Origin of the sequence: Gillisia sp. Hel_I_29, assembly GCF_000744275.1 — a bacterium.
Lineage (GTDB): Bacteria > Bacteroidota > Bacteroidia > Flavobacteriales > Flavobacteriaceae > Gillisia.
In genome coordinates this window covers 345,479-369,272 of sequence record NZ_JQLP01000001.1, presented here as the reverse complement: position 1 = coordinate 369,272, position 23,794 = coordinate 345,479, and the positions used below count along the sequence as shown (strand labels likewise).

23 protein-coding genes are annotated in these 23,794 nt (G+C 34.8%); 4 read left to right on the top strand and 19 right to left on the bottom strand.

The window, feature by feature from the left end; genetic code table 11:
- Positions 1 to 19: 19 nt before the first annotated feature.
- From P163_RS01730 to P163_RS01710, 5 genes are all read right to left on the bottom strand, one after another.
- Positions 20 to 1,147, bottom strand: a complete 1,128-nt coding sequence (locus P163_RS01730) for an efflux RND transporter periplasmic adaptor subunit (RefSeq protein ID WP_034887046.1) — start codon at positions 1,145 to 1,147, stop codon at positions 20 to 22.
- Between the two features lie 37 nt (positions 1,148 to 1,184).
- On the bottom strand, positions 1,185 to 1,685 hold the full coding sequence (locus P163_RS01725; protein ID WP_034887045.1) for a GbsR/MarR family transcriptional regulator: 501 nt from the start codon (positions 1,683 to 1,685) through the stop codon (positions 1,185 to 1,187).
- A gap of 69 nt (positions 1,686 to 1,754) precedes the next feature.
- On the bottom strand, positions 1,755 to 2,600 hold the full coding sequence (locus P163_RS01720; RefSeq protein ID WP_034887044.1) for a phospholipase A: 846 nt from the start codon (positions 2,598 to 2,600) through the stop codon (positions 1,755 to 1,757).
- Positions 2,601 to 2,726: 126 nt separating this feature from the next.
- Entirely contained in the window at positions 2,727 to 3,827 is a 1,101-nt protein-coding gene (locus P163_RS01715) for an isoaspartyl peptidase/L-asparaginase family protein (protein ID WP_034887043.1), read from the bottom strand.
- Positions 3,828 to 3,961: 134 nt separating this feature from the next.
- Positions 3,962 to 4,714: a YoaK family protein gene (locus P163_RS01710; protein ID WP_034887042.1), complete on the bottom strand. Its 753-nt coding sequence runs from the start codon at positions 4,712 to 4,714 to the stop codon at positions 3,962 to 3,964.
- A 258-nt stretch (positions 4,715 to 4,972) separates the two neighbouring features.
- On the opposite strand from P163_RS01710, the gene P163_RS01705 reads away from it, so the two are divergent.
- Both P163_RS01705 and P163_RS01700 read left to right on the top strand, forming a co-directional pair.
- Positions 4,973 to 5,515, top strand: a complete 543-nt coding sequence (locus P163_RS01705) for a 3-hydroxyanthranilate 3,4-dioxygenase (RefSeq protein WP_034887041.1) — start codon at positions 4,973 to 4,975, stop codon at positions 5,513 to 5,515.
- A gap of 91 nt (positions 5,516 to 5,606) precedes the next feature.
- Positions 5,607 to 7,160, top strand: coding sequence for an aldehyde dehydrogenase family protein (locus tag P163_RS01700; RefSeq protein WP_034887040.1), 1,554 nt, complete (start codon positions 5,607 to 5,609; stop codon positions 7,158 to 7,160).
- Positions 7,161 to 7,351: 191 nt separating this feature from the next.
- Here the strand turns inward: P163_RS01700 and P163_RS01695 are convergent, their stop codons facing one another.
- The 7 genes from P163_RS01695 to hemB all read right to left on the bottom strand — a co-directional run bounded on the left by P163_RS01695 (position 7,352) and on the right by hemB (position 13,037).
- Positions 7,352 to 8,065, bottom strand: coding sequence for a 3'-5' exonuclease (locus P163_RS01695; protein WP_034887039.1), 714 nt, complete (start codon positions 8,063 to 8,065; stop codon positions 7,352 to 7,354).
- Positions 8,058 to 9,215 carry a serine hydrolase domain-containing protein gene (locus P163_RS01690; RefSeq protein WP_034887722.1) on the bottom strand — a complete coding sequence of 386 codons (1,158 nt, stop codon included), beginning with the start codon at positions 9,213 to 9,215 and terminating at the stop codon, positions 8,058 to 8,060. Before P163_RS01690 ends, P163_RS01695 begins: the two co-directional genes overlap by 8 nt.
- 53 nt (positions 9,216 to 9,268) lie before the next feature.
- Positions 9,269 to 9,739: a methylated-DNA--[protein]-cysteine S-methyltransferase gene (locus P163_RS01685; protein WP_034887038.1), complete on the bottom strand. Its 471-nt coding sequence runs from the start codon at positions 9,737 to 9,739 to the stop codon at positions 9,269 to 9,271.
- Entirely contained in the window at positions 9,723 to 10,823 is a 1,101-nt protein-coding gene (locus P163_RS01680; protein WP_034887037.1) for a CNNM domain-containing protein, read from the bottom strand. The genes P163_RS01685 and P163_RS01680 overlap by 17 nt, the downstream gene beginning before the upstream one ends.
- Positions 10,824 to 10,981: 158 nt before the next feature.
- On the bottom strand, positions 10,982 to 11,470 hold the full coding sequence (locus P163_RS01675) for a hypothetical protein (RefSeq protein WP_034887036.1): 489 nt from the start codon (positions 11,468 to 11,470) through the stop codon (positions 10,982 to 10,984).
- Positions 11,471 to 11,593: 123 nt separating this feature from the next.
- The gene (locus P163_RS01670; protein ID WP_034887035.1) at positions 11,594 to 11,947 is read right to left on the bottom strand and encodes a hypothetical protein; all 354 of its coding nucleotides are present in this window, start codon (positions 11,945 to 11,947) and stop codon (positions 11,594 to 11,596) included.
- Between the two features lie 115 nt (positions 11,948 to 12,062).
- Entirely contained in the window at positions 12,063 to 13,037 is a 975-nt protein-coding gene (gene hemB / locus P163_RS01665) for a porphobilinogen synthase (protein WP_034887034.1), read from the bottom strand.
- Between the two features lie 235 nt (positions 13,038 to 13,272).
- Between hemB and P163_RS01660 the strand changes: the two genes are divergently transcribed.
- The gene (locus tag P163_RS01660) at positions 13,273 to 14,157 is read left to right on the top strand and encodes an ABC transporter ATP-binding protein (protein WP_034887033.1); all 885 of its coding nucleotides are present in this window, start codon (positions 13,273 to 13,275) and stop codon (positions 14,155 to 14,157) included.
- Between the two features lie 2 nt (positions 14,158 to 14,159).
- Positions 14,160 to 17,765: an ABC transporter permease/M1 family aminopeptidase gene (locus P163_RS01655; protein ID WP_034887032.1), complete on the top strand. Its 3,606-nt coding sequence runs from the start codon at positions 14,160 to 14,162 to the stop codon at positions 17,763 to 17,765.
- Positions 17,766 to 17,908: 143 nt separating this feature from the next.
- Here the strand turns inward: P163_RS01655 and hemF are convergent, their stop codons facing one another.
- The 7 genes from hemF to hemA are packed head-to-tail and all read right to left on the bottom strand — an operon-like array spanning position 17,909 to position 23,675.
- On the bottom strand, positions 17,909 to 18,811 hold the full coding sequence (hemF, locus tag P163_RS01650; protein WP_034887031.1) for an oxygen-dependent coproporphyrinogen oxidase: 903 nt from the start codon (positions 18,809 to 18,811) through the stop codon (positions 17,909 to 17,911).
- Entirely contained in the window at positions 18,801 to 19,352 is a 552-nt protein-coding gene (locus tag P163_RS01645; protein WP_034887030.1) for a GNAT family N-acetyltransferase, read from the bottom strand. Before P163_RS01645 ends, hemF begins: the two co-directional genes overlap by 11 nt.
- Positions 19,352 to 19,747: a hypothetical protein gene (locus tag P163_RS01640; RefSeq protein ID WP_034887029.1), complete on the bottom strand. Its 396-nt coding sequence runs from the start codon at positions 19,745 to 19,747 to the stop codon at positions 19,352 to 19,354. The genes P163_RS01645 and P163_RS01640 overlap by 1 nt, the downstream gene beginning before the upstream one ends.
- A gap of 9 nt (positions 19,748 to 19,756) precedes the next feature.
- Positions 19,757 to 20,791, bottom strand: coding sequence for a uroporphyrinogen decarboxylase (hemE, locus tag P163_RS01635; protein WP_034887028.1), 1,035 nt, complete (start codon positions 20,789 to 20,791; stop codon positions 19,757 to 19,759).
- Positions 20,792 to 20,841: 50 nt separating this feature from the next.
- Positions 20,842 to 21,504 carry a uroporphyrinogen-III synthase gene (locus tag P163_RS01630; protein WP_034887027.1) on the bottom strand — a complete coding sequence of 221 codons (663 nt, stop codon included), beginning with the start codon at positions 21,502 to 21,504 and terminating at the stop codon, positions 20,842 to 20,844.
- A 6-nt stretch (positions 21,505 to 21,510) separates the two neighbouring features.
- Entirely contained in the window at positions 21,511 to 22,422 is a 912-nt protein-coding gene (gene hemC / locus P163_RS01625; protein ID WP_034887026.1) for a hydroxymethylbilane synthase, read from the bottom strand.
- On the bottom strand, positions 22,419 to 23,675 hold the full coding sequence (gene hemA / locus P163_RS01620; RefSeq protein WP_034887025.1) for a glutamyl-tRNA reductase: 1,257 nt from the start codon (positions 23,673 to 23,675) through the stop codon (positions 22,419 to 22,421). Before hemA ends, hemC begins: the two co-directional genes overlap by 4 nt.
- Between the last annotated feature and the right edge of the window lie 119 nt (positions 23,676 to 23,794).

The following is a 23,794-nucleotide window of genomic DNA, read 5'->3' as shown; positions in this document are numbered from 1 at the left end:
TTAATTCTTTCTTCTCCGGTTAATTAAATACTTTTTCCATAGGCTTGGTAATAGAATCAAAAGAAACCGGTTGCGGGCTAATTCTAGAACCGCTTCTTAGTTTATCTGCTCCTTTGGCTACAACACTATCGCCCTTTTCTAATCCAGATTCTATGATATATAGATTGTCTACTTCACCTTTCACCTTAACGCTAGAGGAAACTACAGAATCATTGTTCTGTAATTTGAAGACCATCACACTACCTTGTTGTTCGTAAGTTGATTCTTGAGCGATCACTACCACATTTTCATATGTTTTTGGAATCTCTATTTTAGCGCTATTCCCATTGGTTAATAATCTTGAAGGATTATCAAATACTGCTCTAAAAGAAATAGATCCTGTATTTGAGTTAATTACAGAGTTTATTGTTTGGATCTTTCCTTCCTGATCATACAAACTTCCATTGGCAAGTCTTAATCTTACAGCCGGAATGTTCGCTATTTTATCATCTATAGTTTCGCCGTCTGTTTGTTGAATAAAATCTAAATAATCTTTTTCGTTCATTGAGAAATAGGCATAAACCTTACTTATATCTGTTACGGTGGTTAAGGGTTCTTGATCTGAAGCACTAATTAATGCACCTTCTCTTTTTCTAATAGCACCTACATAACCATCTACAGGGCTTTTAATATTAGCATATCCTATATTTGCCAGGATCCCATTGTAACCACTTTTAGCTTGTTGTAGCTTAGCCTTAGCAGTTTCTAATTGCACTGCGCTTATAATATTTTTTTCTACTAGTGGTTTTAGTTTGTCTACTTCTACCTGGGCAGCATTTACATTTGCTTTTGCTGCATCTGCATCTTGAGATAAAGATTGCGTTTCTAGCTTGAACAAGATCTGTCCGGCTTTTACTTTTTCACCTTCATCTACCAGAACCTGAGTAATATATCCGGAGACTTTAGCCCTTACATCACTATTTACTATACCTTCTATACTAGCAGGATAGGAGGTGAAACCCGTAACCGTTTTAGTAGGAACTTCATATACAGGATATGGCATAGGTTGTTGTGCAGCCTGTGCAGATTTGTCTCCTTCGCCTTCCCCGCAAGAAATTAGAAATAAAAATCCTGAGGACGCAATTAATAATTTTATAATATTCTTCATCTTAATCTTCAAATTTGAATGGTGTATAATTGGATGTCTAGTTTTTAATTTCAGAAATGTTCTTTTTTAACTTCTTCACAGCATTTGCCATGTCTTCTAAAAATTGAATATAATTCTCATGAAACTGAAGTTCGTAGGCTTCAGTTTCATCTTCAATTAAGTTATTTGCCTCTTTTTTGTAATTAATGATATCTGAATGAATGTCATACTGCTTATTCCAGTTGTCTAACATCTCATCCATTACCTGAACCAATCTATTTGGGGTGAGATTGAAGTAACGTTTTCTGTCTCCCGGCTTAGTAAAATAGCTTACTCTACCAGAAGCCTGTAGTGTATTTAAATGAGTACAAATAGTACTCTTACTCGCGTTAAGATCTTTAACAAGGTTTTCAAAAGTTATTCCTCCCTTGCCTGTTAGTAATAACGTAGAAAATATTCTGGCTTCTAAAGGTGCCATCTTATCCTCATGCTCTATAAAAACTCCAAATCTTTCTACGAGCTTATTTTTCCTTTCTAATAGGTCTTCTTTCTCTTGCATCTTCAAAATTTGAAGTGCAAAATTAGTTTTAGTTCGGGAATTACCGAACTAAACGAAATCAAAGTTTTGTTAAAGTTTTGGCTTGTCTCTAAGTATGTTCAAATCAGAAGATTTAATAACATATCCAACCCTTACCATGCTGGTAAATTTTTGATAATCTATTAAGCTTTCAGAGTGACCTGCAAACCATTCTAACATTAAGTATTGGTTGTTAGAGTTATTAAATAGCTTGTATAATATTCTAGCGCTAATGGCTCCATTCCAGTCTTTTAATCCTTTTCTTACCGTAAGATCAGAAGTTAATCTGTTGGGTATGATGTCATATTCCATCTTCGCTTCTCCTAATCCAACATAGTCTAGAATATCTGGATTGCTTTCTTTGTAAGCAAAAGGTAACCAACCTCTCACGGTAAGCATACCGTTATTTCCCACAGGAGTATTATAAGTTAAAGTGAATCTGTTCCAACTTCTACTATCTAAACTATCTCTACCATTAGATTCGTGTTCCATCTTAAACTCTGCCAATCCAACTATCTTATCATTCTTGTTGAAGATTGGTTTTGCCACACCTACTGATGGATTAAAATTTACCTCATCAAAAGGACTGGATTTTTTATAAATATCCCAAAATGCTTTTTGCGTATAGGTTACAAACAAATATGAATTTAAAGGAAGTGTAGCACGGGTGATCATTTGTTTAAAACTCACCTGGTATTTGATGTCAGAATTACCCTTTGTGATACCTTTGTTTGTTGGAACCCCGGTTATAAAATAATTATCCTGATAAATGGAAAAGGAGGGCATGGTGTGTATAGTGTCTGTAAACTCTTGCCTAGACATACTTTGAGCCCCTAGCTGCAGGGTGCTTCCGGTAAAAAATATTACAAGCAATGCAAAAGGAATAAAATTCTTCATATTTATATAATTGTAGGGATGCAAATTTAATGATCTTTACTTCACGAAATGTTTTAAAAATGTAAAAAAATAAAGGCCATCAAATTAATTTTGAGGGCCTTAGACGATCTTAAATTTTAAAACTTACTATTCTTGAGATGTATTATTTTCATTTTCTTTATAGATACCTAAAGTAAGTTCACCTTTTTTATTCATAGTTGCTCTATACATCCCTGTGGTATTAAATTCCATAGCTATATTCCCATCATGATCTATGGCTATTATTCCTCCATCTCCACCAAGTTCCGGAAGCTTTTTTTGAATCACTTCTCTCGCAGCTTCCTCTAAACTCATTTCTTTATATTCCATCAATGCAGATATATCATAAGCTACAACTCCTCTTATAAAAAATTCTCCCCATCCTGTAGCAGAAACAGCACAGGTCTTATTATTGGCGTAGGTTCCTGCTCCAATTATTGGTGCATCTCCAATTCTGTTATATTTTTTATTGGTCATTCCGCCGGTGGAAGTTCCGGCGGCAAGGTTTCCATTTTTATCCAACGCTACACAACCAACGGTACCAAATTTGGAGTTTTTTATGAAAGGATCATAAAACGCAGTGGCGTTATTAATGCTATCTGCTTCTTTCTTTTCTAATTCCTGAACTTTCTTAAGCGACTGAAATCTATTTTCTGTATAGAAATAAGATGGGTCTACAATTTCAATTTGGCGTTCTTTGGCAAATTCTTCAGCTCCTTTGCCCGATAGCATTACGTGTGGAGAAAATTCCATAACTTCATAAGCAAGATTTATAGGATTCTTTATTGTGGTAACTCCAGAAATTGCTCCGGCATTTAACGATTCTCCATCCATTATAGCAGCGTCCATATCATTGGTTTCAGCATTGGTAAAAACGGCTCCTTTTCCTGCATTAAAAAGCGGAGAGTTTTCCATTATATTAATGGTCTTTTGAACAGCCTCTAGCGCTGTTCCACCATTAGCCAGAATTGAATGTCCGGTTTCTATAGCTTCAGTTAGCACCTTTTTATACTCTGCTTCTAAAGAATCTGTCATATTCTCTTTCAATATTGTACCCGCACCACCATGAATAACAATTCCAAAATTATCGCTCTCTACCTTATCGGATGTTGGTTTTTGATCTGGTTCTCCAATGGGTTTCTTATCTACTGTGGATTGATTGCACGAGAAAATGAATAAAAGCGTGAAGAGTAGTAATAATTTTTTCATAAAAATTGTTTTAGCTGAACTTTTTGGGCCAGAATAGTAGTTGCTTGGATAAGCAACTAATGTAGCAAAAAATGGAATGTGCTTCAGGAAATTCTGAAGGATTATAGGAGGAGTAGATCACAAAGTTAATATTTCTAACTGGCGATGTAATCTGACTTTCTTTGATTATATTTTCTTCTGGTTTTTATCATTTTATACCTAACATCATCATAGAACAGACTTATTAATAAAATTAAAGCTCCAATAATTAGCGTGTTTAATTTGAGATTCACTGTGGAATAAAAAAATCCTCCCGTTAATCCACCGGCAAAAAAGAAGGAAATGATATAGATGCGAAGTTTAATTTTCGATTTCAGGTTATCTCTGTGCTGCTGTTTCTTTAAAAAGAAAAGTTGAGAAATGTCTATTCCTAAATCTGTAAATAGGCCAGTAAGGTGTGTTGTTCTTACTACCGCATTCGATATTTTAGTTACAAAGGAGTTTTGAAGTCCCATAGCAAAAAGTAAAAAGCAAATAATTACGTTGGGAACTTCTAAGGTTATGATGTTACTAACGAGGCCAATTGATATTAAAATAAGGCATTCCATTAATGTTGGTAGTAAGAAAACATTCAATTTTTTATTTTCTCTGAATTTCTCAATTAGAAAACTAGAAGTGAAGGAACCAACTAGAAAGGAGAGAATATACAGAAAATAGACGGTTCCTTTCCAAAATTCAAGATCGGCGACATCATAAATAAATAGTGCGAAATGGCCCGTAACATTTGTAGTTAATTGCTTAAAGGCTAAAAACCCAGTTACATTTACAATTCCGGCAACAAAAGAAAGCACGGTGGCAATTCGCAGATTATGTTTTAACGTTCTGCTTTTGCCTTGATGTCTAAACATTTAGTTCCTATTACTTTCAATGATATAAAAGTAGGCTAATAAATATGGCTGCTGTAGAGAATACGTTTGTATGTAAATTTAATTTGCGTGAGCGATAGTAGCGAAAAGCCCACAGCCCATATAACAATGTTTATTGTAATGTGGGCGAGGACTTGAAGCGAATAGCGCGGTGCCTCTGGCACACGCCCAAAACATTTACATAAGCTTCACACCATTGTGATTGAGATTGCTTAATTTTAAACAAATAAAAAAAGAAAAATGGCTATAAATGAACCTTTCAATCTTAATAAATGGATTGAACAAAACAGGGATCTGTTAAAACCACCGGTTGGTAATAAGAATATCTATAAAGAATCTGCAGATTATATAGTGATGATCGTGGGAGGTCCTAATGCAAGAAAAGATTATCATTATAATGAAACGGAAGAACTATTCTATCAATTAGAAGGAAATATTGAAGTAAATGTTCAGGATAATGGGGAAAAGAAAACTATGAAATTAGGTCCTGGAGATATGTATCTGCATCCGGCAGGAATTCCGCATAGCCCTGTAAGACACGAAGGATCTATAGGTTTAGTAGTAGAGCGTAAGCGATTAGGAGAAGAAGGAAAAGATGGATTATTGTGGTTCTGCGATAATTGCAATCATAAGCTTTATGAGGTATATTTTCCATTACACGATATTGAAACCGATTTTTTAAAACATTTTAATCATTTCTACGGAAGTGAAGAGCTTAGAACCTGTGATAATTGCGGTACGGTAATGCCTGCAGATGATCGGTATATTGCAAAAAAGGAATAAGCATACATAGAACAAGGGCTACTACTATATTCTTTTAATTTTATTAAATTAGCAACAAACAAACAACAAATACTTATAAATAAGCAAATTAATGAGTGAAATAGCAGAAAAATTTGGAATTAAGCAAGCCCTTAAAGATCTGGGAATTCAAGATATAAATAATGGAACTTCAACCGGAAGTGATTTTTTTGGAAATGGTGAGATCATAGAGTCTTACTCTCCTGTTGATGGTGCCTTAATTGGTAAGGTAAGATCTACTACCAAAGAAGATTATGAAAAAGTAATGAGTGCTGCTACAGAAGGTTTTAAAACCTGGAGATCTATGCCTGCACCTTTACGTGGAGAAGTAGTTAGAAAATTTAATGAAGAATTACGCCGCTTAAAAGAACCACTAGGGAAATTGGTTTCTTATGAAATGGGTAAATCTTATCAGGAAGGTCTTGGAGAAGTTCAGGAAATGATAGATATCTGTGATTTCGCAGTTGGATTATCTAGACAGTTGCACGGACTTACCATGCACTCTGAACGACCGGGACATAGAATGTATGAGCAATACCACCCACTTGGAGTAGTAGGAATTATTTCTGCTTTTAACTTCCCGGTTGCTGTTTGGTCTTGGAATACTGCATTGGCATGGGTTTGTGGAGACGCTTGTGTCTGGAAAGGATCTGAAAAAACACCAATTACTTCTGTAGCTTGTCAAAAAATAGCCGCAAGAGTTTTTGAAGAAAATAATGTACCTGCAGGAATATCTTGTTTGATAACAGGAGATTATAAAGTAGGAGAAATGATGACTTTAGATAAGCGTATTCCGCTTGTTTCTGCAACAGGATCTACTAGAATGGGTAAGATCGTTGCTTCTAAAGTTGCTGAGCGTCTTGGAAAAACTTTATTGGAATTAGGTGGGAACAATGCCATTATCGTTACTCCAGATGCAGATGTTAAAATGACCGTTATTGGTGCTGTATTTGGTGCTGTGGGAACGGCAGGACAACGTTGTACTTCTACACGTAGATTGATAATCCACGAATCTATGTATGATAAGGTTAAAGAAGCGGTAGTTGCTGCATACAAGCAATTGCGTATTGGTAACCCATTAGATGAGAACAACCATGTTGGGCCACTTATAGATAAAGATGCAGTAAAAAACTACCAAAATGCTTTGACTAAAGTTGTTGAAGAAGGTGGAAAGATCATTGTTGAAGGTGGTGTTCTGGAAGGTGAAGGTTATGAAAGCGGATGTTACGTGAAACCTGCAATAGCTGAAGCTAAGAATTCTTATGCCATAGTGCAACATGAAACCTTTGCTCCAGTATTATATATGATGAAATATTCCGGTTCTGTAGAAGATGCTTTAGAACTTCAAAATGGAGTGAATCAAGGACTTTCATCGGCCATTATGACTAATAATTTAAGAGAAGCAGAGCACTTCTTATCTGTAAACGGGTCAGACTGTGGTATTGCGAACGTAAACATAGGAACTAGTGGAGCAGAAATTGGCGGAGCCTTTGGAGGTGAAAAAGAAACCGGTGGCGGACGTGAATCTGGATCTGATGCATGGAAGGTTTATATGAGAAGACAAACCAATACTATTAATTATACTACAGAGTTGCCATTGGCACAAGGAATCAAATTTGATCTGTAAGTATTAAGTATAGAATACTAAGATTTTTTATAATCAAAAAGGCCATCATATTCAAGGTGGCTTTTTTGATTATAATGGTATTATAATAATAGTGTTGCATCACCCTGAATTTATTTATGGGTCTCAAATTCTTGTATGTATCTATGCTGAAATTGTAAAGGTCTATCTTAGATAACTTTTAAATTCTTAGGCTACACAGACACTATTTCTTTTTCATCTAAAAGTTCTTCTTGCTTAAACTTCAGAACTATCTGAGCTATGGCCACCACATCTCTTTCACAATAACTCACAATTCTATCTAATTCATTATTATCGTAATAAACATTCCGAACCTCAGAACCATCTATATCTGTCTTTGGTGATGGAATTCCCAGCACACTGGTGAGTAATTTAAGCGATGTGTAATGTTTGTAATCTCCAAACTTCCAAAGCTCTAAAGTGTCTAAATGCGGTACTTCCCAAGGTTTCTTCCCGAACAGATCTAATTTTGATGGTAATTCTAAACCGTGTATGATCATTCTTCTGGAAATATATGGGAAGTCGAATTCTTTTCCATTATGTGCGCATAGTATATGTTGAGGTTTATTAAAATGTGTTTCTAATAACTTTGAAAACCCTAGCAAGAGTTCCTTTTCATCCCCTTTAAAACTAGTTGTTCTAAACTGCCTAGTGTCTTCAATATTTTTAAAATACCCAACAGATATACATATGATTTTTCCAAATTCTGCCCAGATTCCCGCCCTATCATAATATTCCTCTGCTGTAAACGCTTCCTTACGCTGATACTTGGATTTCTCCTCCCAGAGATTTTGCTTCTCTTCAGATAGGTGTTTAAAAGATTCTTGTTCAGGAACGGTTTCTATATCTAGAAAGAGTATATTTTCTAATGGAGTTTTTTTAATCATGATCTAGCATTTTATAAGCTTCATCAATATAAATAAAAAAATCGGGAGCATGATTTTCGTCTTCTTTCCTTCTAATAAGATCTTCGCCCAATCGAACAATTATTATATCATCTTCAGGAATTACGATAACATATTGTCCTAGAATGCCGCGCATATAAAATACATCCTTTCCATTATAATCACTCAACCAAAATCCATAACCGTATTGTGGCGATTCTTTAAACCGGGCATGAGTGGCTAATGCTACAAAATTACTATCTAAGAGTTGTTCTCCATTCCATTGGCCTTTATTCTTATACAGTTTCCCAAACCTTGCAAAATCTCGAGCATTAGATGCTATACAGCAATATGCCTTTTCTAAGCCACTCTCCTCACTGTCTAACTGCCATAAGGCATCATTTTTCATTCCCATTGGTTTCCAAAAGCTCTCACTAAGGTATTCTGACAGATGCATTCCAGTAGCTTTTTCAATGATCATCCCAAGAAGAAGTGTATTCCCACTTAAATATTTAAAAGAATTTCCAGGATTTTCTACTAGCTTTAATTTCAAGATCTCTTCTCTCATATCTTCTTTGAAATAAGCACGGGCGGTCTGTGAGAACGGGTTATAGTAGTTTTCATCCCAATTTAAACCTGAAGACATAGATGCCAGATCTCCTAAGGTGAGTGCATTTCCATTATAATCTTTGAATTCTGGAAAAAAATCTGACACAGGTTGCTCTAAACCTTTTAATTTCCCTTCATTAATGGCTTTCCCTAATAAAGAAACCGTAATAGATTTTGCCATAGAAAAGGAGTTGGTAAGGGAATTCTCATCGTATCCATTGGCATATTTTTCATACCAAATACTATCATTCTTAATGATCAAAAAAGCTACAGTACCAAGATCTATATTGAGATCCTTTAGTTTTTCTGTAGAATTTTTAGAATTGTATTCTTTGGAAATCGCCCAAGTCTGAACATTTTTTCCGGCTTCGATCTTCCGGTTGTCAAACTGCGGATAATCATCAATATAAGCGGTAGTATGGCCTGTAAAATAAATAACTTTTACACCTTTTAAAATATATTCTAAATTGAAGGTGTAGAGGCATATAACGGTTATTAGAAGTAGGGATAATAAATAGCCTATAACGCGGAAGGTTTTTTTCATATCATTTAAAATTAGCATTTTTCAACTAATAATAAATATATATATGTCTAAGCTTAGAAAAGTTCTTGCTGAAGTGATGGCTTTTCTAATTCCAAAAGCCATTTCTTTCGCCACAGTCCTCCTGCATATCCGGTGAGAGCACCATCGCTGCCTATAACTCTATGGCAGGGAACGGCTATCAATAAGGGATTTTTACCATTTGCGGCTGCAACTGCACGTACCGCCTTTACATTACCAAGTTCTTTTGATAGTTGCAAATAGGATCTGGTTTCTCCATAAGGAATTTTAAGTAACGCTTCCCATACTTGCTTTTGAAAAGAGGTGCCTTGGGGGTTAATTCTAAAAGTAAATTCTTGCAATTCACCATTGAAATAAGCTTTTAGTTGAGTTGTTGCAGGCACTAAAATCTCTGGGATATGTTGGCTAATTTCTTTATCTGTATCTAAAATCTTGATCGATGTAATGCCATCTATATCTCCGGTGACCTCACAAATTCCCAAAGGGGTTTTAAGAAAGGCGTTCATTCGTATTCGGTTTTATCTCAGATTCATTCTGTTGAATAAGTCCGAGTTTCTTTGCCCTCTTTTCCCAGTTTTGTCGAGCCATAAGTTGCATGTCTTCAATATGATCACTTTCATCCATGATCTCTAGCCCTAATAGCGTTTCGATAATATCTTCCATAGTTACCAAGCCAACGGTATTCCCATACTGGTCTGAAACTATTGATATATGAGCTTTACGCTTAATAAAGATCTCAAAAAGTTCAGGAATTGGGGTGTTAGGATCTGTAATAAATACATCCCTTTTTAAAATGCTTAAAGGTTCTACACCCTTTTCATCTATCATCTCTTCTAGGATGTCGTCTTTAAGAACAAAACCCGTAATGTTGTTAGGTTTTTCTCTATAAATGGGAATTCTAGAAAATTTAAGATTTTTATGCTCTCTGTGAAAATCTTCTATGCTAGTGGCTTCATTTTCGATAGTTGCTACCGAGAACGGGGTCATGACATCTTTTGCTTTTACAGATTTAAAAACTAATAAGTTCTTAATAACCGTAGTCTCCTTTTCTTCGAAAAAACCTTCTTCTTCCGCAGCATCAGTAATTGCCAAAAACTCTTCTCTACTCATAGTGCTTACATGCGCAGATTTTCCAATAAGCTTTGTTGTTAACATCATGAGCCATAGAATTCCGGTATATTTTAAAGGGAAAATAAGGATCTTTAGAGTAACTACTGTAAACTTACCTAGAGATTGCCAGTAGGTTGCTCCAATGGTTTTAGGGACGATCTCAGATAGTATTAATATAGCCACGGTCATTATTGCAGATACAATTCCAACGGCATTTCCTCCATCTCCAAAAACTTTCTCTGCCTGTACACCAACTAAGATTGCTCCTACGGTATGAGCAATCGTATTTAGCGTTAGAATTGCTATAAGAGGCTTATCTATATCCTGTTTGAAGCGCGCCAAGGTGTTTGCATAAGCTTTACCCTCCTTTTTCTTAACCCGAATAAAGGTTGGTGTAATGCTTAGCAATACTGCCTCGAGTATTGAGCATAGAAATGAAAAGAATATTGCCAGTGATGCAAAGAGAATTAGTACTCCCATGATTAATTTTAGGTTTGAGGTCCTAAAATAAGGAATCTTCCATAAAATTTACTTAAAGTAATGGTAAAGCCATTCTTTATAATACCGAAAAAAAATAAGCTGCTACCATAGTTAATCGATAGCAGCTTAAGGTGCTTATTAATTCTAAAAAAGATTTATTAAGCAGAAAGGTTTCTTTGAATAAGATCATTCCATTTATTGGCAAGGAACAGCTGAGATTCTGCACTTAAACTTGCATTATCATCTTCATCATAAAAGGTGATCTCAGAAACTCTTTGTTTAGGATTGTTCTTTATTAATTCTAAACTTATATGAGTTACAGCTGTTTTATTCTTAGTAGCTCCGGGAACAGGAATAGTTTTTTTAGAAATATAGCTCTCATTGATGTTATTAAGATCTATAACGTTAAATTCCATGTTTTTTTGAGGTTCTACAATGATTAGTTTCTTAGCGTTATTATCTATTCCTAAAAGAAATAGGTTATTGATCTCCATATCATCCAATTGCATTTGATGATCTGTACTTATCTTTTTGAGACTCGATACATGTAATTTTTCTTTTGCAGATTGTCTAAATATCAAATATAAAATAGGACCAATAAATACTAATAATAATACGATGCCTATGGCAACAGATGCGTTTTCCATTTGTTAAGATTTTAAAGTGAATTGATTTGTTTTACGGCATTTAGTCTAATATTAAAACATAGATATGCCTAACCTCGACTTAACATAAGTCGGGATATAGAATCGATTTTTAAAAACTTGTGATCACCAAAAAAAGTGGAATGGAAAAATTTGCAGTTCCAAGAAGTATTTTATATCCTGAGAACCAGTAGTAATTCTATTGGAAGATAGACCAGATAGAGGTATTGGAGGAGTTGAGGTAAAGTTAATTCCAGTACCAAAATTACCAGAATTATTTTCAGAATCTATTTGAAAAGATGCAATAGAGGTCTCTTCTAAAAATAAAGCTTGCTTATTTTGATCTGCTTGTAGATAATCGTAATTTCTTGAATTAAGATCTTTAAATAGATCTTCAGAATCAAAAGTATTACTGCTGAAAGCATTTAAGCTGGCCAGTAGTAAAAGGGAAAATAAAATATGTAGTCTTTTGAAATTCACATAACAAATGTACACAGAAAGTAGATTCGATGATATTTTATTGGCAAGAATTTATATCAAAAAAAATCGGCTTAAGAACTACTCCTTAAGCCGATTCAATAAATTTTTTATGGTATTACGAGATAAGTTTTACCGCATCTTTAGCAAAGTAGCTAGCTATCATATTAGCGCCGGCTCTTTTAATCGCTGTAAGTTGCTCCATCATTACTTCGTCATGATTTAACCAACCTTTTTCTGAAGCTGCTTTTATCATAGAATATTCTCCGCTAACCTGATAAACGGCTACAGGTACATTTACAATGTTCTTAATGTCTCTTACAATGTCTAGATAACAAAGCCCTGGCTTTATCATTACAATATCGGCTCCTTCATCTATATCCATCAAGGTTTCCTTAATTGCTTCATCTCTATTGGCAGGATCCATCTGATACGTTTTCTTATCGCCAAAACCAGGAGCAGAATCTAAAGCATCTCTAAATGGACCGTAGAATGCAGAGGCATATTTTGCGCTATAGCTCATAATACCTGTATCGTAGAAACCTTCATCTTCCAGAAGTGTTCTCATTTCAAAGATTCTTCCATCCATCATATCACTCGGGGCAATAATATCTGCACCTGCTTTTGCGTGAGATAAAGCCATTTCAGCAAGAATAGCGGTAGAGTCATCATTTAAGATCTTCCCTTCCGCAACAATACCATCGTGCCCAAAAGAAGAATATGGATCTAGCGCCACATCTGTCATCACCAACATTTCCGGTACGGCGTTTTTCACAGTTTTCACTGCTCTTTGCATCAGCCCTTCGGGATTAATTGCTTCTGTGCCAGCATTATCTTTTAATTTATCATCAACTTTTACAAAAAGTAAAACAGATCTCAATCCTAATTTCCACAGTTCTTTCACTTCTTTCTCCAAAAGATCCAAACTATATCTATAATAATTAGGCATAGACGCAATTTCATCTTTTACATTTTTTCCTTCTACCACAAACATTGGAACAATAAAGTCATTCGGAGAAACTATAGTTTCTCTTACCAAACTTCTAATAACTTCATTAGTTCTTAGTCTTCTGTTTCTTCTTAATGGATACATATTAAAATCATTTTTTAATTCGAGAGATACGCTACGTATCTCTGTATTGTTACATAATTTTATGTGATCACGTGTTGGATTCTAAAATTATGCATTTGCAAATATAAGGCTTGCTCAAGAATATTTTGGCATTTAAGAAATAGGAATAAGCAAGAGCATTTTAAATAAAAATGTAACGTTATGGCTTATTAGTTACTAATTGGTTTAAAGATCAACTTCATTTAAACCATTTACTATGCTTTCTATCAAGAATTTAAATAAAACATATCCTAACGGAACCAAGGCTCTCAATAATGTTAATCTAGAAATAAATAAGGGGATGTTTGGTCTTCTAGGCCCAAATGGAGCCGGTAAGTCTTCTTTAATGCGAACCATTGCCACTTTGCAATTAAGCGATTCTGGAAGTATAGAATTTGATGGGTTAGATGTTTTTAGTGATCCTGAAGAACTACGAAAAGTTTTAGGCTATTTGCCGCAAGATTTTGGAGTGTATCCAAAAGTTTCTGCAGAGATGATGTTAAACCATATTGCGAAAATTAAAGGCATTCATAATAAGTCTGAAAGGACTGCTTATGTGGCAGATCTTCTAAACAAGGTGAATTTATACAAATTTAGAAAAAGGAATCTGGGAGACTTTTCAGGAGGAATGCGTCAACGTTTTGGAATTGCTCAAGCTTTAATTGGCAACCCTAAATTGATAATTGTAGATGAGCCTACAGCAGGTTTAGACCCTTTGGAGCGTAATCGATTTCATAATCTTTTAAGTGAGCTAGGGGAAGAAGCTGTTGTTATTCTATCTACTCATATTGTAGATGATGTAATTAATCTATGTACCAACATGGCAGTTTTCAACGAAGGTTCTGTAGTAGTGCAGGGACATCCTTTAGAATTGACAAATTCATTGAATGGAAGAGTTTTTAGAAAGAAGATTGAAAAAGAGGAATTAGAGAGATATCAATCTGAATACTCCGTATTATCTGCTTATTTAAGAAGTGGGCAGTTAAACATAAATGTGTATTCAGAATCTCAACCTGGTGATGGTTTTGAACTTGTGAATAACACGCTAGAAGATTTTTATTTCTATAGTATCAATCAACCTCAAACTGCTCAAACTGTATAATTATGAAAGAGATCTATTTATTTGAGCTAAAATATAGAATGCGCAGACCCGCAACCTATATCTACCTATTTATAGCTTTTTTAATTCCGTTATTAATTGCGGTATTTGAAAAGTCTATTACGGCACAATACACCAACAGCCCAAATATCATTATGGGAGTTATAGGTACAATGAGTGTGTTCTTGCTTTTCTTTTATGCTGCAATTATGGGAGTTGCAGTTTACAGAGATGAAGATCATAAAACAGCACAAACCTATTTTACATTTCCTGTCTCCGAAAAGAATTATATTTTAGGTAGATTTTGGGGAAGTTTTACTATAGTTACTTTTATAAATATTGCAGTAGTAATTGGCGCAATGTGCGGTTTTGGATTGGGAGCTTTCTTAGACAGACCAGATTATGGGACCTATACAGCATTTAATTTTGCTTCTTATTTCTATCCATTTATTTACTTTTTAACCTTCAATGCTTTTTTTATTGGAAGTTTATTTTTTGGGTTAATGGCCTTCTTTAAAAAGATGCCAATCTTATACTTGGGAGGAATTGTAATTTTTATATTGATTAGTGTTTCATCTCGTCTTCTAACAAATTTAGATACAGAATGGCTGAGCGTTTATGTAGATCCTTTTGGTGCCAAAGCTCAGGGTTTTATAGACAAATATTGGTCGGTACATGAGCTTAATACCACCCAACTTTCACTTACCGGAAAGTTCTTAATAAATAGGATGATTTGGCTAGGACTAGCTGTAGGTATCTTCGTTTTTACGTTATTCAGATTTTCATACAAAGGTTTTTTATCTTCAAAAAAGAAGAAGAGTGCTAATGAGCGGAAAGAAGAATATAAAGAGGGCCATAGACTTCCAAAAGTTGTTCAGGAATTTACCAGCAAAGCAAGAAGAGAAAATTTATGGTCTCTAAGTAAAATAGAATTTATTTCTATAGTTAAGGAAACCGCCTTTATAATTTTATTGGTAATTGGAGTTTTGATCGCCGGTTTTACCGCCTATCAATCCAATCAATTATACGGTACGCCATCATTGCCATTAACTCGTTTTATGGTGGCTCAGATCTCTGTAGGAATTTCATTACTCTCGATAATAATCCTGATTATCTATTCTGGAGAAGCAGTACATAGAACAAGACAAAATAAGACTTTTGAATTTTATGATGCCCTACCGGTAAGTAATAGCACCTTATATCTTTCAAAAATAATTTCGCTTATTGGAGTTTCAATTTTACTTACTCTAATCAGTATTCTAGTTGGAGTTATTTATCAAACCTTTAATGGATATTTTAATTACGAACTTGGAATGTATTTCACTTTTAGTTTGGTGAATGTTTTACCTGGTTTTATAATGATAGTCCTATTGTCATTTTTCATTCATGTATTGGTCAATAATAAATTTTTAGGACATTTTATAGTGGTCATTCTTTATGTGGGATTACCAATTTTGTTGGCATTGGCTTTTAAAACTTCCAATCCTTTATTAATTTTTGGTTCAACTCCGGGTGGATTTTTGAGTGATCTAAACGGTTTCGGACATTACCTGGTAGGAAGTTTTTGGCTGAATTCTTATTGGATCTTATTAACATGTATTCTAGCTGTTATTGGGAAACTCTTCTGGAACCGCGGGTTCTTCTCATCGGGTAAAGAACGCTTGTTCATGGCAAAACAAAGATTTACAGGTAAAACTGTTGCCTATACAGTATTCTTTGTGTTTGCATTCATCTCTGTTGGTTCTTATAGTTACTATAATCTGAAAGTTTTAAATCAGATAGAAGATGGTAATTATGCTGAGAAAATAAGTGCAGATGCTGAAAAGAAATATGGCAAATATATTGGCAAACCACATATTCAGGTAACAGATCTTAAAGCCTTTATAGATATTTTCCCTAATGATAGAAGAGTAGAAGCTAAGGGAGATTTTAAAGTGATCAATAATTTTGAAGTAGCTATAGATACGCTGTTAATGGAAGTAAAATTCCCAATTGCAGATACCAAGATCACCAAAGTGATTTATAATGATGTAGAACTACAACCATTTTTAAAAGACACCGTGTATCGCCTATTCATGTATAAATTACCAACATCTTTACAGCCAAATGAAACTGCATCGCTAGTAATTGAAACTAGCGCAATTACAAAAGGTTTTTCTGCAGATAGCGAAACTGCAATATTGGGTAACGGAACATTTTTTCGAAATGGAATTTTTCCATCATTTCACTACGAGCGTAGTTTAGCAGATAATGGTGTTCGTATAAAAAATGGTTTAAAAGCGCTGGATTATTTAAATCCACCAAGAACAGATAGTATTGCGCTGAAACAGAATCTTTTCAATGAGGATGCAAATTATATGACTTTTGAAGCTACAGTAAGTACCTCTAAAGGTCAAATTGCCGTTGCTCCGGGGGTTCTTAAAAAAACATGGGAAGAGAAAGACCGAAGTTACTTCAATTATAAGTTAGAAGGGAAAACAGATTATTTCTTCAGTTTTGTCTCTGCAAATTATAAGATCGAAAAAGATACTTGGACTGCACCTAGTGGCAAAAAAGTAAATATTGAGGTCTATCATTCTCCTAAACATACTAAGAATTTGGAATATTTTATTAAAGGGATTAAAACCTCTTTAGACTATAACTCTAAAAACTTTTTTGAGTATCCATATTCAGTTATTAGAATTATTGAATTTCCGGCATATACTACGCTTGCCCAATCTTTTGCTACTACAATCCCTTATTCTGAAAACTTCGGATTTGTGGCAGATTTCTCTAAAGCAGAAGATTACAATTATGCCTTTAGAGTCACTTCTCATGAAATGGCACATCAATGGTGGGGGCATATTGTAACCCCAAGTAACACCTCTGGAGCTAATATTATTTCTGAAACCTTGGCGGAATATGTTTCGTTAATGACCATGAAAAAGGAATATGGAGAAAATGGGATCAAATCGTTCTTACAAAGTTCTTTAGATAAATATTTATCTGGTAGACAAATGAGTTTTAAACCTGAACGCACCTTAATTGATGTAGAAACCGGACAATATATTTGGTATGAAAAAGGCTCTATGATCATGTATGACCTGCAAGATGTAATAGGAGAAGATAAGATAAACGAAGGTCTGCGTAGCTTTTTAGATGAATTTAAATATAATGAAAAAGGCTATTATGCCACTTCAGAAGATCTTTATAATGCTTTATATAAAGTAGCGCCAGATTCTCTTAAATACAAAGTGAAAGATGGTTTTAAAGAGATCGTGCTTTATGAAAACCGTGTGGTAGATGCTAAAACTAAAAAGCTGAAATCAGGAAAGTGGGAAACTACTTTTACAGTGAACTCTAAAAAGATCTATTATGATGATGCCGGAAGGGAGAGAGAAATAGATACTAAGAAGAACCTTGTAGATATTGGTTTGTTTGGGGAAGATGTAGTGAATGAGGAAGAAGTTACTATTAAAGATCCTTACTATTTTGAGTTAAAATGGTTAAAACCAGGAGATAATAAATTCACAATTATTACCGATAAAAAGCCCTTAAAAGCAGGAATAGATCCTTATAATAAATTGATAGACAGAAATTCTGGTGATAATTTAAAAACTATTGAAGAATAGGTAGATGATATCACGGTCAGTTCGAGCGGAGTCGAGAAGCTTTTATATTAATACTTCTATTAGATTCTGAAAACACTGAAGCCTTTCAATCTTACTTGAAAAAGTAGAATTGAAAGGCTTTTTTAATAAAATTAAGTTCAGGCTTATATCCAGTCTTTAGGATGTTCCAGTACATTCAATAAGATCTCTTCATCACTGCCCGGTTCTGGATGATGATCGTAAACCCATTGCACGTGTGGGGGTAAACTCATTAAAATACTTTCAATTCTTCCGTTGGTCTTTAATCCGAACAAAGTGCCTTTATCATGCACCAGATTGAACTCCACATAACGCCCGCGTCTAATTTCCTGCCAATCTTTATTCTCTTTGGTATAAGGCAACTCTTTTCTATTTTCGACAATTGGTGCGTAAGCATCTAAGAAACTGTCGCCAACTTCAGTCACAAAATTATACCAATCTTCAATATTCATTTCTTCGGAAGCTTTGCAATAGTCAAAGAATAAACCTCCAATTCCTCTGGCTTCATCTCTATGCGAATTCCAGAAATATTCGTCACATTTCTGTTTGTATTCAGGGTAAAACGTTGAATTGTGATGATCGCAAGAACGTTTACAAACTTCATGAAAATGTTTGGCGTCTTCTTCAAATAAATAATAAGGCGTAAGATCTTGTCCGCCACCAAACCATTGATCTATCACATTTCCTTGTTTATCATACATTTCAAAATACCTCCAATTTGCATGCACGGTAGGCACCATTGGGTTTTTTGGATGTATCACTAAGCTTAAACCACAAGCAAAAAAATCTACCTCTCCAACGTTGAAATATTTTTGCATTGCAGGAGCCAAAGGGCCATGAACTGCAGAAATATTGACTCCGCCTTTTTCAAAAACGGCTCCGTTTTCTATCACTCGAGTTCTTCCGCCACCGCCTTCTTCGCGATCCCAAAGATCTTCCTGAAATGTGGCTTCTCCATCAATTTGTTCTAATCCGGCAACAATCTTGTCTTGAAGCCCTTCTATATATTGATAAAATTTATTTTTCATGCTTTTGATAATCAGATTTTAAAAGTCCGAAGTAGACTACATCTTCCAGTTGCCCCAGATAATTCTTAAATTCATTTCTTAAGACTCCTTCTTGCTGAAAATTATTTTTGATTGCAATTTGCTGGCTGCCCTGATTTTCTTTGGAAGTACAGATCACTACTTTCTCCATTTCCATTTCGTTAAAAGCGAAAATGATCATTTTTGAAACTAATTCTGAAACGATTCCCTGACCTTGAAAATCTTGATCTACAAAATAAGCAAATTCACATCTACTAATTTTTTGAGAGATATTCTTAATCTGAAAGTATCCAATTAAGGTTTCTGTTTTCTCTTCTTTTAAAACAAAATATTCCCCTTTTCCCTGTTTTTTAAGCTTTTTACTATTAGAGAAAAAACTTTTTGTTTTCCATAATGTTTCACAAGAAGAAACCGTTACGGGGAAGGTGGGATGTATATATTCTTTATTTTTAAGAATAAGCCGGAAAAATTCTGATGGTCTTGCCGAATGTAATTTTTCTATTTTCCAGCTTGTAATGCTCATTATATTAATGCTTTGGCGTTATTGATCTTTTGAATAAGTCCAAATGAGAAAGTTTTGCTTTCTTTTTGAGCGGTTTCATAAACTGCTGCAGTGTGAGTAGCAAGTAAAGATTCTTTTTCTTCACGTTCTAAAGGAATAGCTCTTAACATAAGATCTCCAAATTGCTCGTAATGTTGAAACTCAAAATCTGCTGCTTTTAATTTTTCTAATAAGGCTTCAGAAGTCATGTTTTCAATAGCGTCTAAAGTGATATTAAGCATGGCTTGAAGTTTTTCATTCAACTTATTTCGCTGTTCATTTTCCCAAAGATTAGGCACAAACTCAATATCCAACAAAGCAATAAAGGCATCATCTATCTTCTTTTTTTCTTCGTCTCTAAGTCCTTTGCTTAACATGTAGCTTAATTATTTTGAAGGATACTCCTTTACCGCATCAACAAAAGCACGCGCATTTTCTACAGGAATATCTGGTAAGATTCCGTGTCCAAGATTCACGATGTATCTGTCTTTCCCAAATTCATCAATCATTTGGTGCACCATTTTCTTGATCTGTGCTGGTGGCGAATATAATCTTGAAGGATCAAAATTACCTTGTAAAGTGATATTTCCACCGGTTAAATAACGAGCATTTCTTGCAGAACAGGTCCAATCTACACCTAAAGCTGAAGCTCCAGATTTAGACATTTCGTTATATGCGAACCAACATCCTTTTCCAAATGCAATAACAGGCGTTATATCTTTTAAAGCTTCTATGATCTGCTGAATGTATTTCCATGAAAATTCTTGATAATCTGTTGGAGAAAGCATTCCTCCCCAAGAATCAAAGATCTGTACGGCATCTACGCCAGCTTCAACTTTAGCTTTTAAATACGCAATAGTAGTATCTGTTATTTTTTGAAGTAATGTATGAGCGGCAACAGGATTAGAAAAACAGAATTTTTTTGCTATGTCAAAATTCTTAGAACCTTGCCCTTGTACTGCGTAACATAAAATAGTCCATGGAGAACCGGCAAAACCAATTAGCGGCACTTCATCATTAAGTGCTTGCTTGGTCATTTTTATAGCATCCATCACATATCCTAAAGTTTCATGTACATCTGGCACAATTACTTTTTCTACATCTGCACTCGTTCTTACAGGATTTGGTAACCAAGGGCCTACACCCGGTTTCATTTCCACTTCAATATTCATTGCTTGCGGTACCACCAAAATATCGCTAAAAAGTATGGCGGCATCTGTACCTATTTGATGAATTGGCATTACGGTGATCTCTGTTGCAAGTTCTGGAGTTCTGCATCTGGTAAAGAAATCGTACTTCGCTTTCAATTTCATGAAATCTGGCAAATATCTACCTGCCTGACGCATCATCCAAACCGGAGGTCTTTCTACGGTTTCACCTTTTAATGCTTTTAGAAATAAGTCGTTTTTAATCTGTGTCATATCTTAATTGCGTTAATTCTTTCGCCCTGAGGTCTTATAAAGAATGACGTTTATTTATAATGTTTTACCACCTGAACAATCACATTTTCTATAGATGGTGTAGTTGCAAGTACTATTGGTATATTCTTATTTTTTATTGCTGAAGCGGTTGTTCTGCCTATACAAAAGCAAGTTTCAACATTAAGTTCATTCAAATTTAAATAACTTTCTATGCCGCTTGGGCTAAAGAACATAATGCCATCAAAATCCTGATCGAAATTTTTCTTATTTAAACCTGTGGTATACACTTCAATTTCCTCTAGCGAAATATTTTTTTCCTTTAAAACTGATGGAAGTTCATCTCTTCTAGAAGTTCCACAAAAGAATTTGAAATTTCTGTCGGCGTATTTTCTCACGATGATCTCAGAAAGATCTTTACTATAATCAGCAAATTCAAGAACTTCCCATTTCTGGCTTTCTAAGTATTCTTTGGTCTTTGTCCCCACACAAAAAATATGGAGATTTTCAGGAAGTACGGTTGATTTATAGTTATCCAAAAAGGCTTTTACTCCGTTTTTACTGGTAAAGATGAGATTATCTTCTGAATTAATCTTTGTTTCAAAATCGATAAAATCGATCTTTATCGCATCATATTCTACCAAACCAATACCCGAATTCAATAATAAGTTCTTTTGAGAAGAACTTAATTTTTTGGTAGATAGAACGCTAACCATCAACTACTATTTAAGCACTTTCTTGATCTCGCTCATCAACTCTCTTCCTCCATTGCTCAAAATTTCCTGAGCGCAACGTTTTCCAAAATCTTTCAAATTAGTTACCGCAATATTGTTCTCAACTTCAATTTTCTGACTTCCATCTAAACTGAATAAAGCCCCTTTAAAATGCAGATTATTGTCTATAATTACTGCCGAAGCTCCAATTGGTGCGGTACATCCTCCTTCCAATTCTTTTAAGAATTCTCTTTCTACATGTACGCAAATTTCCGATGCTCTATGGTTTAGAGCAGAAACAGCTTCTCGGCAAATATCATCTTCTTCTTTTGCTACCACTAACATAGCACCTTGAGCAGGAGCAGGTAACATCCAGTTAAGATCTATATGATTTTTTGGAGTGAGGTTGATGCGCTCTAGTCCGGCAGCAGCAAAAATTGCCCCGTCCCAATCATTATCTTCCAATTTTTGCATTCTAGTATTCACGTTCCCGCGAAGATCTACCACGTTATGGGTAGGGTATTTATTTAACCATTGGGCTTTTCTTCTTAAACTTCCCGTAGCAATGGTTCCATCACCTTCCAAAAATTCAACTCCTTTATGAAGCAAAATATCTTTAGAATTAGCTCTTTTAAGAACTGCGGCTTCTACAATTCCTATTGGTAGCGCGGTAGGAACATCTTTCATGGAGTGAACGGCAATTTCAATCTTATCGGTTAACATGGCGATATCCAATGTTTTGGTAAAGATTCCGGTAATTCCCATTTCGTAAAGCGGCTGATCTAAATTTAGATCTCCGGTAGATTTTACAGGGACTAGCTCGGTTTCATGTCCAAAATGTTCTAATGCAGCTTGAACGGTTTTAGCTTGCCAAAGTGCTAGTTCGCTATCTCTGGTTCCAATTCTAATTACTTTATTCATTTTGCGGCCTCTTCCAGGTGAAACATTTTTTGGATAAGTTCTAAACTTTCATCTGTAGTGTTAGAATCATCTTTAAGGTGATTGGCAAAATGATTCATTATTTTTTGAATGATGCGGTTGCTCACAATTTCAGCTTGTTCATCATTGAAATCTGTGATCTTTTTACGTTGAAAATCCAGTTCAGCATCTTTCATGGTTCTCAACTTTTTCTTCAAGGCTTTAATAGTTGGGGCAAATTTGCGGGTTTCAAGCCACTTATTAAAATCTCCTTCTACTTCAGCTATAATTTCTCTGGCTTGCGGAATAAATTGTTTTCTGCGTTCCAGCGTTTCATCTGTCATTTGAGAAAGATGATCTAAATGTATCAATTTTACATTTTCAAGTTCCAACACATCATCTGCAACGTTCTTCGGAATAGAAAGATCTAAGATCAATAATTCCTTTTTAGAATAGATCAATTCCTTAGAAACAGTAGCGTTTTGAGCGCCTGTAGCAACAATCAAGATATCTGCCTGTCTAATTTCAGACTGAAGATCTGCATAATCTTTTACCGTTAAATTGAACTTTCCGGCAATTCTCTCTGCCTTATCCTTAGTTCTGTTAATAAGGGTAATATTGTTGTTCTTGGTGTGTTTTACAAGGTTTTCACAAGTATTTCTACCTATTTTCCCTGTTCCAAAAAGCAAAATGTTCTTATTAGAAACATTTTCAACTTCCTTTAAAATATATTGTACCGAAGCAAAACTTACTGAAGTGGCTCCAGAAGAAATGCGGGTTTCGTTCTTAATTCTTTTGCTTGCCTGAATCACCGCGTTTATCAATCTTTCTAAAAATGGATTTGCAACTCCAACTTTCTTAGAGCTTACAAATGCATTTCTTAACTGACTGATGATCTCAAAATCTCCTAAGATCTGGCTATCTAATCCTGTTCCCACATTAAACATGTGTGAGATGGCATCTTTATTTTTATAAACGTAGGCAACTTTCTCAAACTCCTCTACAGTACCATGTGTGTGTTCACATAATAACTTGATAAGTTGATAAGGGTGTTGAGCAAAACCGTAAAGTTCGGTTCTATTGCAGGTGGAGGTTACTATTAATCCATCAATACCTTCTTCTTTTGCGTCTTCAAGTAAATTTTGCTTTCCTTCTTCAGACAAACTAAAGTGTCCTCGAATGTCTGCATCAGCCTTTTTATAACTTAAGCCTATGATGTAAAAATGTTTTCCTCTTGAAATATGATAGTTCTCCATGAAACTGTTTGGGAATTCTGAAGCAAAAATAACATATACATAAATCAAAATACAACGCTGTAGGTACTAAATGTGTCGATAGATGATAATTGTCACCTATTTGACATATTTTGACCGGA

What these genes read in the sequence shown, in the direction of transcription:
- P163_RS01730 (WP_034887046.1), bottom strand. Translation starts at nt 1,147, where the DNA reads ATGAAGAATATTATAAAATTATTAATTGCGTCCTCAGGATTTTTATTT.
- P163_RS01725 (WP_034887045.1), bottom strand. Translation starts at nt 1,685, where the DNA reads ATGCAAGAGAAAGAAGACCTATTAGAAAGGAAAAATAAGCTCGTAGAA.
- P163_RS01720 (WP_034887044.1), bottom strand. Translation starts at nt 2,600, where the DNA reads ATGAAGAATTTTATTCCTTTTGCATTGCTTGTAATATTTTTTACCGGA.
- P163_RS01715 (WP_034887043.1), bottom strand. Translation starts at nt 3,827, where the DNA reads ATGAAAAAATTATTACTACTCTTCACGCTTTTATTCATTTTCTCGTGC.
- P163_RS01710 (WP_034887042.1), bottom strand. Translation starts at nt 4,714, where the DNA reads ATGTTTAGACATCAAGGCAAAAGCAGAACGTTAAAACATAATCTGCGA.
- P163_RS01705 (WP_034887041.1), top strand. Translation starts at nt 4,973, where the DNA reads ATGGCTATAAATGAACCTTTCAATCTTAATAAATGGATTGAACAAAAC.
- P163_RS01700 (WP_034887040.1), top strand. Translation starts at nt 5,607, where the DNA reads ATGAGTGAAATAGCAGAAAAATTTGGAATTAAGCAAGCCCTTAAAGAT.
- P163_RS01695 (WP_034887039.1), bottom strand. Translation starts at nt 8,065, where the DNA reads ATGATTAAAAAAACTCCATTAGAAAATATACTCTTTCTAGATATAGAA.
- P163_RS01690 (WP_034887722.1), bottom strand. Translation starts at nt 9,215, where the DNA reads ATGAAAAAAACCTTCCGCGTTATAGGCTATTTATTATCCCTACTTCTA.
- P163_RS01685 (WP_034887038.1), bottom strand. Translation starts at nt 9,739, where the DNA reads ATGAACGCCTTTCTTAAAACCCCTTTGGGAATTTGTGAGGTCACCGGA.
- P163_RS01680 (WP_034887037.1), bottom strand. Translation starts at nt 10,823, where the DNA reads ATGGGAGTACTAATTCTCTTTGCATCACTGGCAATATTCTTTTCATTT.
- P163_RS01675 (WP_034887036.1), bottom strand. Translation starts at nt 11,470, where the DNA reads ATGGAAAACGCATCTGTTGCCATAGGCATCGTATTATTATTAGTATTT.
- hemB (WP_034887034.1), bottom strand. Translation starts at nt 13,037, where the DNA reads ATGTATCCATTAAGAAGAAACAGAAGACTAAGAACTAATGAAGTTATT.
- P163_RS01660 (WP_034887033.1), top strand. Translation starts at nt 13,273, where the DNA reads ATGCTTTCTATCAAGAATTTAAATAAAACATATCCTAACGGAACCAAG.
- P163_RS01655 (WP_034887032.1), top strand. Translation starts at nt 14,160, where the DNA reads ATGAAAGAGATCTATTTATTTGAGCTAAAATATAGAATGCGCAGACCC.
- hemF (WP_034887031.1), bottom strand. Translation starts at nt 18,811, where the DNA reads ATGAAAAATAAATTTTATCAATATATAGAAGGGCTTCAAGACAAGATT.
- P163_RS01645 (WP_034887030.1), bottom strand. Translation starts at nt 19,352, where the DNA reads ATGAGCATTACAAGCTGGAAAATAGAAAAATTACATTCGGCAAGACCA.
- P163_RS01640 (WP_034887029.1), bottom strand. Translation starts at nt 19,747, where the DNA reads ATGTTAAGCAAAGGACTTAGAGACGAAGAAAAAAAGAAGATAGATGAT.
- hemE (WP_034887028.1), bottom strand. Translation starts at nt 20,791, where the DNA reads ATGACACAGATTAAAAACGACTTATTTCTAAAAGCATTAAAAGGTGAA.
- P163_RS01630 (WP_034887027.1), bottom strand. Translation starts at nt 21,504, where the DNA reads ATGGTTAGCGTTCTATCTACCAAAAAATTAAGTTCTTCTCAAAAGAAC.
- hemC (WP_034887026.1), bottom strand. Translation starts at nt 22,422, where the DNA reads ATGAATAAAGTAATTAGAATTGGAACCAGAGATAGCGAACTAGCACTT.
- hemA (WP_034887025.1), bottom strand. Translation starts at nt 23,675, where the DNA reads ATGGAGAACTATCATATTTCAAGAGGAAAACATTTTTACATCATAGGC.